This is a genomic window from Kineococcus sp. R86509 (assembly GCF_042466365.1).
GTDB lineage: Bacteria > Actinomycetota > Actinomycetes > Actinomycetales > Kineococcaceae > Kineococcus.
Window position 1 is genome coordinate 4,629,867 of the sequence record NZ_JAXHCE010000001.1, and the last position, 13,663, is coordinate 4,643,529.

General features: G+C 73.2%; 11 protein-coding genes and 1 pseudogene. 7 read left to right on the plus strand and 5 right to left on the minus strand.

Annotated features, from left to right (window positions below; all coding sequences use genetic code 11):
- Positions 1-31: 31 nt before the first annotated feature.
- The 5 genes and pseudogenes from SJY07_RS22580 to SJY07_RS22600 form a co-directional block, all read left to right on the plus strand.
- Positions 32-802, plus strand: a complete 771-nt coding sequence (locus SJY07_RS22580; RefSeq protein ID WP_328291991.1) for an NYN domain-containing protein — start codon at positions 32-34, stop codon at positions 800-802.
- 26 nt (positions 803-828) lie between these two features.
- Positions 829-2,289: a 30S ribosomal protein S12 methylthiotransferase RimO gene (rimO, locus tag SJY07_RS22585; protein WP_328291990.1), complete on the plus strand. Its 1,461-nt coding sequence runs from the start codon at positions 829-831 to the stop codon at positions 2,287-2,289.
- Between the two features lie 2 nt (positions 2,290-2,291).
- The gene (gene pgsA, locus SJY07_RS22590; protein ID WP_380161623.1) at positions 2,292-2,879 is read left to right on the plus strand and encodes a CDP-diacylglycerol--glycerol-3-phosphate 3-phosphatidyltransferase; all 588 of its coding nucleotides are present in this window, start codon (positions 2,292-2,294) and stop codon (positions 2,877-2,879) included.
- Positions 2,876-3,373: a CinA family protein gene (locus SJY07_RS22595; RefSeq protein ID WP_380161624.1), complete on the plus strand. Its 498-nt coding sequence runs from the start codon at positions 2,876-2,878 to the stop codon at positions 3,371-3,373. Before pgsA ends, SJY07_RS22595 begins: the two co-directional genes overlap by 4 nt.
- 7 nt (positions 3,374-3,380) lie before the next feature.
- Positions 3,381-3,734, plus strand: a pseudogene (locus tag SJY07_RS22600) (helix-turn-helix domain-containing protein); the annotation flags it as partial.
- Between the two features lie 253 nt (positions 3,735-3,987).
- Here the strand turns inward: SJY07_RS22600 and SJY07_RS22605 are convergent.
- Together SJY07_RS22605 and SJY07_RS22610 are read right to left on the minus strand one after the other, a co-directional pair.
- Entirely contained in the window at positions 3,988-4,875 is an 888-nt protein-coding gene (locus SJY07_RS22605; RefSeq protein ID WP_328291987.1) for a DNA-formamidopyrimidine glycosylase family protein, read from the minus strand.
- A gap of 3 nt (positions 4,876-4,878) precedes the next feature.
- Positions 4,879-9,630: an ATP-dependent helicase gene (locus tag SJY07_RS22610; protein WP_380161625.1), complete on the minus strand. Its 4,752-nt coding sequence runs from the start codon at positions 9,628-9,630 to the stop codon at positions 4,879-4,881.
- Between the two features lie 55 nt (positions 9,631-9,685).
- On the opposite strand from SJY07_RS22610, the gene SJY07_RS22615 reads away from it, so the two are divergent.
- The gene (locus SJY07_RS22615) at positions 9,686-9,913 is read left to right on the plus strand and encodes a DUF3046 domain-containing protein (protein WP_328291985.1); all 228 of its coding nucleotides are present in this window, start codon (positions 9,686-9,688) and stop codon (positions 9,911-9,913) included.
- A 1-nt stretch (position 9,914) separates the two neighbouring features.
- Here SJY07_RS22615 and SJY07_RS22620 read toward each other — a convergent pair whose 3' ends face one another.
- From SJY07_RS22620 to SJY07_RS22630, 3 genes are all read right to left on the minus strand, one after another.
- Positions 9,915-10,436: a DinB family protein gene (locus tag SJY07_RS22620; RefSeq protein WP_380161626.1), complete on the minus strand. Its 522-nt coding sequence runs from the start codon at positions 10,434-10,436 to the stop codon at positions 9,915-9,917.
- The gene (locus tag SJY07_RS22625; protein WP_380161627.1) at positions 10,433-11,419 is read right to left on the minus strand and encodes an SMP-30/gluconolactonase/LRE family protein; all 987 of its coding nucleotides are present in this window, start codon (positions 11,417-11,419) and stop codon (positions 10,433-10,435) included. Before SJY07_RS22625 ends, SJY07_RS22620 begins: the two co-directional genes overlap by 4 nt.
- 63 nt (positions 11,420-11,482) lie before the next feature.
- Positions 11,483-12,397: an aminoglycoside phosphotransferase family protein gene (locus SJY07_RS22630; RefSeq protein WP_380161628.1), complete on the minus strand. Its 915-nt coding sequence runs from the start codon at positions 12,395-12,397 to the stop codon at positions 11,483-11,485.
- A 212-nt stretch (positions 12,398-12,609) separates the two neighbouring features.
- Here SJY07_RS22630 and recA point away from each other — a divergent pair, with 212 nt between their 5' ends.
- Complete coding sequence (recA, locus tag SJY07_RS22635; RefSeq protein WP_380161629.1) at positions 12,610-13,662, plus strand: recombinase RecA; 1,053 nt, start codon at positions 12,610-12,612, stop codon at positions 13,660-13,662.
- Position 13,663: the final 1 nt, after the last annotated feature.

Below are 13,663 nucleotides of genomic sequence, written 5' to 3' on the forward strand. Positions count from 1 at the left end.
CAATGGTGACTCTCCGTGTAACTTTGTGCACATGGACTCGCCGCGCCCCCACGAGCCGGTCCGGCGGGACCAGCCGACTCCGACGGAGCGTCGCGACCTCGACCTGCTGATCTGGGACGCGCCCAACATCGACATGACGCTGTCCTCGATCCTGGGGTCACGCCCGGCGTCCTCGGACCGACCGCGCTTCGACGCGATCGCCCGGTGGTTCCTCTCCGAGGCGGCCGACCACGAGGTCGAGGGGTCCGTCTTCACCAACGTGCACCCCACGAGCGCGGTCTCGCTGCGCGGGTGGATCGAGGCCCTGCGCAGCTTCGGGTACTCCGTCTTCGCCCGTCCCAAGGTCCACCCCGAGGACGACGTCGACGACGCGATGCTCCAGCACATCGCCTCCCGCCAGGCGACGCACCGGCTGCGGCGGGTCGTCGTCGCCAGCGGGGACGGGCGCAACTTCCTGCAGCCGCTGGAGGAGTTGCACCGCGCCGGGGTCCGTTGCGTGGTGCTGTCCTTCGCGGAGGTCGCCGGGTACGCCCAGGAGTCCCCGCTCATCGAGTTCGTCGACCTCGAGGACGTGCCCGGCGCGTTCCAGGTCTCCCTCGGCCGCACCCGGCTCACGGCGTTGCCGCCCGACGGCGGGTGGTTCCGTCCGACCCGGCCGATGCGGGCCCTGCTCGAGGACGCCGTCGCCCTGGAGCACCCCCACCCCGCGGAGGCGGACGACAGCCCGCACCCGCAGCCCCCGGAGGTCGGCGAGGTGGGCCGGGTCCCCGTGCCGCAGGCCCAGCGGGTGCGCAGCGCCTGAGGTTCCGGGGCACGTACCCTGGTGCGGTGCCCCCCACCTCTGTTCCGTCGCGTTCCGTCGCGCTCGTCACCCTCGGCTGCGCCCGCAACGACGTCGACTCCGAGGAACTGGCCGGTCGCCTCGCCGACGCCGGCTGGACGCTCGTGGACGACCCGGACGGTGCCGACGTCGCCGTCGTGAACACCTGCGGGTTCGTGGAGCAGGCCAAGAAGGACTCCATCGACACCGTGCTGGCCGCCGCGGACCTCAAGGAGGCCGGGCGCACCCAGGCCGTCGTGGCCGTGGGCTGCATGGCCGAGCGCTACGGCAAGGACCTCGCCGAGTCGCTGCCCGAGGCCGACGCGATCCTCGGCTTCGACTCCTACAACGACCTCTCGAGCCACCTCGAGGCGATCCTCAACGGCGAGAAGCGCGAGTCCCACGTGCCGCGCGACCGCCGCACGCTGCTGCCCCTGGCCCCGGCCGAGCGGCAGGCGGCGAAGGCGAAGATCGTGGAGCCGGACCTGCCCGAGGGCGTGGCCCCGGCCAGCGGCCCCCGGGTCATCCGTCGTCGCCTGGGCTCCGGCCCGTGGGCGCCGGTGAAGATCGCCGCCGGCTGTGACCGTCGCTGCACCTTCTGCGCCATCCCGGCCTTCCGCGGGTCGTTCGTGTCCCGTCCCGCCGACGAGGTGATCGCCGAGACGCAGTGGCTGGCCGAGCAGGGCGTCAAGGAGGTCTTCCTCGTCAGCGAGAACACCACCTCCTACGGCAAGGACCTCGGCGACCTGCGGGCGCTGGAGGCGATGCTGCCCCGGGTCGCGGCCGTCGAGGGGATCCAGCGGGTCCGGGTGTCCTACCTGCAGCCCGCCGAGGTGCGTCCCGGCCTGCTCGACGCGCTGACGAAGGTCCCCGGGGTCGTGCCGTACTTCGACCTCTCCTTCCAGCACTCCTCGCCGGCCGTGCTGCGCCGCATGCGCCGCTTCGGCGGGACCGAACCCTTCCTCGCGCTGCTCGAGCAGGTCCGCGAACGCAACCCGCTCGCCGGGATCCGCTCCAACGTCATCGTCGGCTTCCCCGGTGAGACCGAGGCGGACGTCGACGAGCTGTGCTCGTTCCTGGAGCGGGCCCGCCTCGACGTCGTGGGGGTCTTCGCCTACTCCGACGAGGACGGCACCGAGGCCGAGACCCTCGACGGGCACCTGCCCGACGAGGTCGTCGCCGCCCGCTACGAGCGGGTCAGCCGCCTCGTCGAGGAACTCATCGCCCAGCGCGCCGAGGAACGCCTCGGTGAGGTCGTCGAGGTCCTCGTCGAGAGCGTCGTGGACGAGGACGGCGACCCGCACGTCGTCGGTCGCGCGGCCCACCAGGGACCCGACGTCGACGGCGAGACGGAGCTGGAGCTGCCGCCGGGGTTCGTCGTCCACGTGGGGGACCTGGTGACCGCCCGGGTGACCGGCGTCGCCGGGGCGGACCTGCTGGCGGAACCGCTGGTGAGGACTACGGTCTGACCATGAGCAAGACGAGCGTCGAGGGGCAGGTCGGTTCTTCCCACGGGTGGCACAAGATGCACCTGCCGAACGCCTTGACCGTCCTGCGCATCGTCTTCGTCCCCGTCTTCGTCTGGTTCCTGGCGATGGACGGGGGCACCGACTGGCGCTGGCGCGCCGCGGCGCTGGCCGTCTTCGTCGCCGCCAGCATCACCGACCGCTACGACGGGCACCTGGCCCGTCGGTGGGAAGTGGTGAGCGACTTCGGCAAGATCGCCGACCCCATCGCCGACAAGGCGCTCATCGGCGCCGGGCTGGTCGTCCTGTCGCTGCAGGGGCGGCTGTGGTGGTGGATGACCGTGGTCATCCTGGCCCGCGAACTGCTGGTCACCCTGCTGCGCTTCATCGTCATCCGGCGCGGGGTCATTCCCGCCGCCCGGGGCGGCAAGATCAAGACGGTGGTCCAGATCATCGCCGTGGGCCTCTTCGTGCTGCCCCTGCCCGCCGCGTGGGACCCGTTGTGCCTCGCGGTCATGGGGGTCGCGGTCGTGCTGACCCTCTGGAGCGCCTGGGCCTACTTCGTGGCCGGGGCGAAGCTGCTGCGCCGGTGACCTCCGCGCCCGAGGTGGTGGCCGCGCTGATCGCGGCCGGTACGACGATCGCCACCGCCGAGTCGCTCACCGGTGGGTTGCTCTGCGCGACGCTCGTGGACGTCCCCGGGGCCTCCGCGGTCGTGCGCGGCGGGGTCGTGGCTTACGCGACCGAGCTGAAGGCCGAGGTCCTCGGGGTGGATGCGGTCGCCCTCGCGCGCACCGGGCCCGTCGACGGCTTCGTGGCCGAGGAGATGGCCCGGGGGGCGCGCTCGCGCCTGCGGGCCGCCGTCGGGATCGCCACGACCGGGGTCGCCGGTCCGGGCCCGGCGGACGGGTTCCCGGCCGGGACGGCCTTCGTGGGGATCGCCGGGGACTGGATCGAGGGTGGTGCCCGGCACGTGCGGCTGCTGGTCCCCGGGGACCGGCCGGCGGTGCGGGCCGGAGTGGTGGCCGCGGCGCTGGACGAGATCCTCTCGGCCCTCGCGGAACACACGCGTCCCGTCGGGAGTTGAGTCTGACGTGCGCAACTCTGCTCCCACCACGACCCTCAAGCCCCGGGCGGGGTACGGTAGTGACTCCACTACTGGCAGCCACCTCGCGCCAGTTCGACTCCCTGAGGGAGGCCGCCGCATGGTCGTGCTCCGCCGGACGATCGGTGATGTTCTGCGTGACGAACGGCGCGGTCAGCAGCGGACCTTGCGTGAGGTGTCCTCCACCGCCCGGGTGTCCCTGGGCTACCTGAGCGAGGTCGAACGCGGTCAGAAGGAAGCCTCCAGCGAGCTCCTGGCCTCCATCTGCACCGCTCTCGACGTGCCGCTCTCGCAGCTGCTCGGCGAGGTCACCCGTCGCATCGCCCGCGAGGAGGGCGTCTCCACGGTCGCCCGCCGCTACGCCGCCGAAGGCATCGTCCCCACCCCCGTGGTCGAGCCGACCGTCCCCGTCGTCGAGGCCGTCCCCGACGCGCCGGTCGAGGACAGCGAGCTGGACACCCTCGTCGACCACGCCCTCGACTCCGCCCTCGACGGACTGACGGAGGAGTCCGGCAGCGAGTTCGCCGTCGAGCTCGAAGGCCTCCCCGACGAGCTCGAACTCATCCTGCGCCGACGTCTGGTCAGCGCCGCCTGACCTAGCGTCGCGTGCGGTACGTGCGCGCCGACCCCGGCCGGCCGGAGCTCCCCAACGGGCGCTGCGGCCGGCCGTCGTCCGTCGGGGCCGGCCCGCGCTGGCAGCCCGGGCAGTAGAAGGCCGTCCGGTCCTGCGGTGGGGTGCCGATGGGGGCTACCCGGACGGTTCCCGCACACCGCAGGCACGGCAACCCGGAACGGGCGTGCGCGAAGTTCTGCCGGCCCCGGCGCAGGTCACCCGTCGTCACCTGGTCCGCGCGGTCCTTGTTGAGGTCCAGCAGCCGGTGCACGAGCGCGACGAACTGCGCGGGGTCCTCCAGCGCGGACACCGGCGACCACGGGGTCACCCGGGCCAGGAAGCAGGCCTCGGCCAGGTAGAACGTCCCGACCCCCGCGAGGACGCGCTGGTCGAGCAGCGCCGCGCCGAGTTCCCGGTCGGGGCGCTCCAGCAGGCGGCGCTCCGCCTCGGCGGGGTCCCAGCCGGGCCCCAGCAGGTCCGGACCGAGGTGACCGACGAGGTCGTCCTCCTGGTCGCTCGGGACCAGGTCGAGCATCCCCAGCTTGTGCCCGACCGCCGTCCACTCCGCCGTGGTCAGCACCGCCCGGATCCCCGACGCCGAGCGCCGCCCGCCTGGGTCCCCGGTCCGCTCGACGTACCAGGACCCCTCCATCCGCAGGTGGCTGTGCAGGGTCACCGGTGGGTCGTCACCGCCGGCCTCCACCCGGGTCAGGAGGTGCTTGCCGGCGCTCACGACCTCCAGCACCCGCCGACCCGACAGGTCCACCGTCGCCAGGCTCGGCCACCGCAGGTCGCTCTCCAGCAGTTCCCGCCCGGCCAGCGCCCGGTGCAGGCGCCGGGCCGTGCGCCAGACGACGTCACCTTCGGGCACGGGTCACGTCCTGATCCGCAACCCGCGCGGGGTCGCGTGGAACCCCGCCGACTCCAGCGCGGCCCCCAGCGGTGAGTCCGCGGCCAGCACCCCGCTGCCGTCGGCCTTCTCCACCGTCAGCCGTCCGAGGACCCCCTCGCGCACCGACAACGCCAGCGCGTCCGCCGCAGGCTGCAACGCCTCCAGCTCCTGGGTCCAGGACAGCACCGAGCGACCACCCCGCTCGACGTAGAGGACGAGGTCACCGTCAACGACGACGACCAGCGCACCCGCCTTCCGCCCCGGACGGTGCCCCGTGGCGCCCGCGGTGACCTCCGGACGTTCCGGCCACGGCAGCGCCGCCCCGTAGGGGTTCGCCGGGTCCGTCGCGGCCAGCACGACCGCCCCCGGCCCCACGTCCTTGCGCGCGTCGCGACGCTGGGACGGACTCGACCCCCCGACGGGACGGGCGCTGTCCCGCAACCGGTCCACCGCACCCGTCGTCGCGAACTGCGACGCCCCCAGACCCTCGACGAAGTACCCGCGCCGGGCCCGGCCGGCCTCCTCGAACGCCGCCAGCACCCGGTACACCGCGGAGAAGCCCCCCGGGACCCGCTCGCTCGCGACGGCGCCGCGGGTCAGCACCCCGTGCCGGTCCAGCAGCACCTCGGCGCTGGCGTGCGCGCGGACCGTCGCGTCGGCCTCGATCTCCGGCAGCAACGACCACCGACCGGCGGCCGAGGGCGGCCCGCTGCGGGAGGGGAGTTCCACCCGGGTCCCGCGCAGCCCCCGCGCAGGGCGGGCGTAGCGGGACCGGGGCGCGGCCGCCCGGGGTTTGTGGGCCCCCTTCCCCGCGAGCCGGTTCCGCAACGGGGCCAGGGTGTCGTTGGTCAACCGCCCCGCCCACACCAGGTCCCACAGCGCGCTCGTCAGACCCGGGTCGTCGGTGGAGCCCACCGCGTCCGAGAGCGCGCGGAAGAAGTACGCGCCACCGCCCGCCAACGCCTCCAGCACCGCGCGGTGCACCTCGGTGTCGACCTCGATCTCGGAATCCTCCGGGTCCGGCAACGTCAACGGCGCCAGGTCGGCCGGGTGCAGCGACACCCAGCCGTCGTCACCGGGCAGGCTGCCGTGACCGGACCACACCACCTCACCCGCCGCGGTCAGCTCGTCCAGCATCGCCGGCCGGTAGCCCTCGACCCGGGCCGAGAGCACCAGCGGCTCCACGGCGCTCGCGGGCACCACGGCACCGGCGAGCTGCTCCACGGCCCGCAGCACACCGTCGACCCCGCGCAGGCGGGAGCGCAGACCGGTGCTGACGCCCTGCCAGGCCGGGAGGAACCGGGCGAGGTCGCGCGGCGGGACGGGTTCGACGTCGGCCCGCAACGCGGCCAGCGAGCGTCGGCGCAGGATGCGCAGGACGTCGGCGTCGCAGAACTCCAGACCGGTTCCCCCGGGGCGGAGTTCGCCCTCGACGACGCGGCCGCTGGTCTGCAACCGGCGCAGCGCGTCGTGCGCCACGGCCCGGCCCACGCCGAAGCGCGCGGCCGCGTCGAGCACGGTGAACGGCCCGCGGGTGCGGGCGAACCGCCCGAACAACTCCGCCAACGGGTCGGCGACGGGTTCGGTGAAGGCCTCGGGGATCCCCACCGGCAGCGGGGTGCCGAGCCCGTCGCGCAACCGGCCGGAGTCCTCGATGACGGCCCAGTGCTCCTCGCCGGCGATCCGGACCCGGATCAGCCGGCGGGCGTCCTCGAGGGCGACCAGCCAGCGGGCCACCTCACCGTCGGGCAGCACCACCGGTTCCTCGGTACCGGGTTCGGCGCGCCCGCTGCGTTCGACCACCTCGGCCGTCGTCAGCGGACCCAGGACGCGGAGCAGGTCGGCCACGTCCTCGGCGTCGGAACACCGTCGTTCGGGGACGAGGCGTTGCAGTTCGTCCTCGGTGCGCTGCACGGCCTCCGGGTCGAGCAGGTCGCGCAACGCGGCGCCCTCGCCCCGGCCCAGCAGTTCCGCGAGCAGGCTCGGGTCGAGGGCGAGCGCCGCGGCACGGCGTTCCGCCAGCGGCGAGTCACCCTCGTAGAGGAACTGCGCGACGTAGCCGAACATCAGGCCGCGGGCGAAGGGTGAGGGTTGGCTCGACTCGACCTCGACGACGCGGACCTTGCGGGCCGCGAGGTCGGTCATCAGGCGTTCCAGGCCCGTGACGTCGAAGACGTCGGACAGGCACTCCCGCACCGTCTCCAGGACGATCGGGAAGCTCGGGAAGCGGCTAGCGACCTGCAGCAGCGACGCGGCGCGCTGCCGCTGCTGCCACAACGGCTGGCGCTTGCCCGGTTGGCGCCGGGGCAGCAGCAGCGCGCGCGCCGCGCACTCCCGGAACCGGGAGGCGAAGAGCGCCGAGCCACCGATCTCGGCCGTCACGAGTTCCGCGACCTCGTTCGCCTCCAGCGCCACCAGGTCGGCGACGTCGGGAGCCTGGCCGTCGGGGAGGTCGAGGTCGGGCAGGCGCAGCACGATCCCGTCGTCGGCGGGCATGGCCTGCACGTCGACGCCGAACCGCTCGCGCATCCGCGCGCCCAGCGCGAGCGCCCAGGGGGAGTGGACCTGACCGCCGAAGGGGGAGTGGATGCAGATCCGCCAGTCCCCGAGCTCGTCGCGGAAGCGTTCCACCACGATCGTCTGGTCGTCGGGGACGTGGCGGGTCGCCTCGAGCTGCTCGCCCAGGTAGGCGAGGAGGTTGCCGGTGGCCCAGTCGTCGAGACCGGCCGCCTTCACCCGGTCCTTCGCGGGTTCGCCGGCGAACCCGCCGTCCAGCGCCCCGAGTTCGCGGACGAACTCGCCGAGGGCCCGCCCGAGTTCCGCGGGGCGACCCAGGGCCTCGCCGTGCCAGAACGGGAGCCGGCCCGGCTGTCCGGGGGCGGGGGTGACCAGGACGCGGTCGTGGGTGATGTCCTCGACCCGCCAGGCCGAGGAGCCGAGGGTGATGACGTCGCCGACGCGGGACTCGTAGACCATCTCCTCGTCGAGTTCCCCGACCCGTCGCCCCGGGCCCTCGCCGGTGGCCAGGAACACCGCGAACAACCCGCGGTCGGGGATCGTCCCGCCGCTGGTGACCGCGAGCCGTTGCGCCCCGGGGCGTCCCGTGAGGGTCTCGGTCACGCGGTCCCACACGAGTCGCGGTCGGAGCTCGGCGAACTCGTCGCTGGGGTAGCGGCCGGACAGCATGTCCAGGACGGCGTCCAGCACAGCGCGGGACAACGTCGCGAACGGTGCGGCCCGTTGGGCCAGGGCGAGGAGGTCGGGGACGGTCCACTCGTCCATCGCGACCATCGCGACGATCTGCTGGGCGAGGACGTCGAGCGGGTTGGAGGGGACGTGCAGTTCCTCGATCCGCCCGTCGCGCATCCGTTCGACGACCACGGCGGTCTGCAGCAGGTCCCCGCGGTACTTGGGGAACAGGACTCCGCGCGAGACCGCGCCGACCTGGTGACCGGCGCGGCCCACGCGTTGCAGACCGCTGGCCACGCTGGGCGGGGACTCCACCTGCACGACGAGGTCGACGGCGCCCATGTCGATGCCGAGCTCGAGGCTGGAGGTGGCGACCACGGCGGGGAGGCGGCCCGCCTTGAGGTCCTCCTCGATGAGGGAACGCTGTTCCTTCGACACCGAGCCGTGGTGGGCGCGGGCGAGGATCGCGGGGGCGCCGGCGCTCTGCCCGGCCTGGCCCATGAGTTCGGCCGGGGGGAGGCCCACCGGGGTGGCCCCCTCGTCCTCCTCGGGGTTGAGGCGTTCGTCCCAGATCTCGTTGAGGCGGGCGGTGAGGCGTTCGGACAACCGGCGCGAGTTCGCGAACACCAGGGTGGAGCGGTGCCCCGCGACGAGGTCGACGATGCGTTCCTCGACGTGTGGCCAGATGCTCGCCCGGCGGGGGTTTCCCGCAGCCTGGCCGCTGAGGTCGTCCGGGTCCTCCGCACCGCGACCGGAGGCGTCGAGCTGGCTCATGTCCTCGACGGGGACGACGACCTTGAGGTGGAACTCCTTCGTCGAGGGGGGTTGGACGATCGTCACCGGCCGGCCGCCGGAGACCCACTCGGCCACCGCCTGGACCGGGCGGACCGTCGCGGACAACCCGACCCGCTGGGTGGGTTTCCCACCGGCCGCGGTGACGAGGGCGTCGAGACGTTCCAGCGAGATCGCCAGGTGGGCACCGCGTTTGGAGCCGGCCATGGCGTGCACCTCGTCGAGCACGACGGTGCGGACCCCGCGCAGCTGTTCGCGCGCCTTCGAGGTGAGCAGCAGGAACAGCGACTCCGGGGTCGTGATGAGGACGTCCGGGGGCGTGCGGGTGAACCCGCGGCGTTCCTCGGCCGGCGTGTCCCCGGACCGGACCCCGACCCGCACGTCGGGCACGGGCAGGCCGAGGCGTTGGGCGGCCTGCCGGATGCCGGTCAGCGGGGAGCGCAGGTTGCGTTCGACGTCGACGGCCAGCGCCTTCAACGGCGAGATGTAGAGGACGCGGCAGCGGTGGTCCTTGTCCTCCGGGACGGCCTCGGCGGCGAGGCCGTCGAGGGCCCAGAGGAAGGCGGACAGCGTCTTGCCCGAACCGGTGGGGGCGACGACGAGGGCGTGCTGCCCGCGGCTCACGGCGTCCCAGGCCCCGACCTGGGCCGGTGTCGGCGCGGCGAACGCACCGGTGAACCAGGCCCGGGTCGCCTCGGAGAAACGGCCCAGCACCTCGTCGGGGGTGAGGTCGTGGTGCTGCTCCGGGCTCATCCCGTCATTCGACCACCCGCCTCCGACACGTGCCCCTCATGGCACCCTGTCGCCCATGCGAGTCAGCGAGTTCTGGATCCTGGTGGAGGACGAGTTCGGGGCCGCCTACGGCCGTTCGCTGGCGGCTGACCACCACCTGCTGGTGCTCGACGACCGGACCTCGAGCGAGGCGCTGGACGCGGGCGTCGAGCCCAAGGAGATCTGGATGGCGCTCTGCGACGCGATGGACGTGCCGCAGGAGCGACGCCTCGGCCGGGACCGCCGGCCCAGGCGCCGCACCTGACTCACTCCCCGACGGCGCCGTCGATCCGCTCGCGCAGGAGGTCGGCGTGGCCGTTGTGACGGGCGTACTCCTCGAGCACGTGGGTCAGCACCCAACGCACCGTCTTGTCGGCACGGCCCGGGTGCTCCCAGACGTCTTCGAGGGAGCGCTCGGCGAGGATCCGCCGGGCGTGGTCCTGCTCCTCGACGAGCCAGGCGAGGTCGGCCTCCGGATCAGCGCTGTCGACGTCGTCGAAGTCGCCGTCGGGGTTGTCGTCGGAGTAGGTCATCGGCGACAGGTCCTCACCGGCCACCCGGCTGCGCCACCAGCTGCGTTCGACCTCGGCGAGGTGGCGGGCGAGGCCGAGCAGCGACAACGACGACGGTTCGACGGCGCAACGGCGCAGCTGCTCCGCGGTCAGGCCCTCGAGCTTCCGGGCGAACGTCGTCCGGTGGTACTCCAGGAACCCCTCGAGCGTGGCGCGTTCGTCGCCGATCTCCGGCGGCTCGACGCGTTCGGGGGCCGGGGGCGCCGTGTACGTCACAGCCACCACAGGCCGGCGCCGACGACGCTGGTCCGCAGCCGGTAGGCGCTCGTCGATGCGGCGATGAAGAGGTCCGTGCCGTCGGCCCCGCCGAAGCAGACGTTGGCCACGACCTCGCCGACGACGACCTCGAGCAGCCGGGTGCCGTCGGGGGCGAAGACCGTGACGGCGTCCCCGTTGGAGGTCCAGACGTTCCCCGCGGTGTCGACCCGGAACCCGTCGGCCAGACCGCGGTCGACCTCGACGAACACGCGGCCGTTCTTCACCACGGGGCCGCCGGGGACGGCCTGCGGGCCGCGGCCACCCGTGATCCCGGTGAGCACGTCGTAGACCCGGATGAGGCGGTGGTCGCCGTTGCCGGGGGTGGGGGCCGCGGAGGTGTCGGCGACGTAGAGCAGTGACTCGTCGGGGGAGAAGGCGAGCCCGTTGGGTTCCTCGACGTCGGTGACGACGACCCGCAGGTCCCCGGTCGCCGGGTCGAAGCGGAAGACGAAGTTGTCGCCGTACTCCCGGAACCCCTCGTGGCCCTCGACGGCCACGGTGATCCCGTAGGGCGGGTCGGTGAACCAGATCGCCCCGTCGGAGGCGACGACGACGTCGTTGGGGGAGTTGAACCGCTTGTCCCCGAAGCGGTCGACGAGCACCGTGGTGGTGCCGTCGGCCTCGGTGCGTTCCATCGCCCGGCGACCGTGCGAGCAGGCGATGACGCGGCCCTCGCGGTCGAGGGTGCGACCGTTGGTGAACTCGACGCCCTCGCGGTGGACGCTGAGGCCGCCCCCTCCCGAGGTCTCGGTGCCGGGGCTCTCGTCCCAGCGCATGATCCGGTCACCGGGGATGTCGCTGAAGATCAGGGCGTTCTCGCCCGGCAGCCAGACGGGGCCCTCGGCCCACGTGCTGCCCGTGCCGAGGCGTTCGAGGGTGGCGCCCGCGGGGACGAGGTCGGCGCCGCGCGGGTCGAGGATCGTGGGAGACGTCTGCGTCACGAGCGGCAGCCTAGTGATCCCGTCTCGCCGAGCTGGACCGGCGTGGGACCCGGCGGACCCGATTCAGAGACCGCCTGTCGTCCGGTCGTGCTGGGCGGCGGCCTCGGCGGCCAGCAGGGTCTGGCGTCCCAGCGGCTGCAGCTCGATCGCGGTGCAGTGCAGGCCGCTCGCCATCCGCTCGATCACCCCCCACTCCCAGACGGCCGCGGGGTCCAGGCCGGTCCGGGCCGCGAGGCGCCGGGCCCGTTCGTGCGGATCCCCGCGCAGCAGGTCGACGGGGTCGCCCCGCATCACCGTCCCGAGGTCGTACTCCGGTTCGGCCAGCAGGCCGTCGGGGTCGACGAGGGTGAACCGTCCGCCGTCCTGGAGCGCGTTCAGCTGGTGCACGTCGCCGTGGACCAGCACGGCCCGCTCGTCGTCGTGGGCCGCCTCGCGCCGGCGCGCGCAGCGGAGGGCGTGGTCGAGCGCCTGCTCCGAGCAGGGCCGCCCGAGGGCTTCCCACGCCGTGGTGACCCGAGCGGCGAGCTGTTGTGCGCGTTCCGCGCCGGTCGGGAGCCCGGACCCCGGCGCCGGACGCCAGACCCGGGCCACGGTGTCGCAGAGGACGTCGTGGCGGGTCGCGGTGGGCAGCCCCAGCGCGTGCAGTGGTGGGCCCAGCCGCTCCAGCAGCAGCGCTCCCGCGTCGGGGTCGTCGCGCAGCAGAGCGACCATCCCCCGGCCCCCGGCCAGTCGGAGCGCGCCGATCTCGTGGCGGCCCTCGCCCTCCCTCAGGGGGAGGAGGACCTTGACCACGACCGGTCGCCCGTCGGCGGTGGTCGCTTCCGCGACGTAGGCCTCGGTGGCCCCGGTGAACGGGCGGCCGACGGTGACGCCCCACTGACGTTCCAGTCGGGCGAGCAGCTCTGGGAGGGCGCCCAGCCAGTCCCCGGCGCCGGCGGCGGAGGCGTGGTTGCGGAGCACCTCCGACACAGCGATCACGCGCGCACCTCCAGACCTCTCGGCAGAGGCACGCCGACACGCCGGGGTCTCGTCGAGTTGGGATCGAACACCTGTACGGATAGCATCGACGTGTCCACAGGGGGCTCGTCAGGCTCCTCCGTCCACAGTCCTCCTCGTCGTTCGGGGGTCGTGTCGGAGGTCTGTCCTAACGTTCCCCGAGTCAGTTGGAACCCAGACCACAAGGTGGAGACATGCCCGCTCCTGCGGACCGCGAGAAGGCCCTCGATGCCGCCCTCGCCGCGATCGACAAGAACTTCGGCAAGGGCTCGGTCATGCGGCTGGGCGACGACGTCCGGCCCCCGATCGAGGTCATCCCGACCGGCTCCATCGCCCTGGACGTGGCGCTCGGCATCGGCGGTCTGCCCCGTGGGCGCGTCGTCGAGATCTACGGCCCCGAATCGTCGGGCAAGACGACCGTCGCCCTGCACGCCGTCGCCAGCGCCCAGAAGGCCGGCGGCATCGCCGCCTTCATCGACGCCGAGCACGCCCTCGACCCGGACTACGCGGCCAAGCTGGGCGTCGACACCGACGCGCTGCTGGTCTCCCAGCCGGACACCGGTGAGCAGGCGCTGGAGATCGCGGACATGCTGATCCGCTCCGGTGCCCTCGACATCATCGTCATCGACTCCGTCGCGGCCCTCGTGCCGAAGGCCGAGATCGAGGGCGAGATGGGTGACAGCCACGTCGGCCTGCAGGCCCGCCTGATGTCGCAGGCGCTGCGCAAGATCACCGGTGCGCTGAACCACTCCGGCACCACCGCGATCTTCATCAACCAGTTGCGCGAGAAGATCGGCGTCATGTTCGGCTCGCCCGAGACGACGACGGGCGGCAAGGCGCTGAAGTTCTACGCCTCCATCCGCCTCGACGTGCGCCGGATCGAGACGCTGAAGGACGGGACGAACGCCGTCGGCAACCGCACCCGCGTCAAGGTCGTGAAGAACAAGGTCAGCCCGCCGTTCAAGCAGGCCGAGTTCGACATCATCTACGGCCTCGGGATCTCCCGCGAGGGTGGCCTCATCGACCTCGGTGTCGAGCACGGGTTCGTGCGCAAGTCCGGGGCTTGGTACACCTACGAGGGCGACCAGCTCGGCCAGGGCAAGGAGAACGCCCGCGCCTTCCTGCGCGACAACCCCGATCTCGGCGACGAGATCGAGAAGCGCATCAAGGAGAAGCTCGGCATCGGTGCCCGCATGGACGCGCCTGCCGAGGACGTGGCCGCCGTCGAGGAGAAGGTCGACTTCTGAG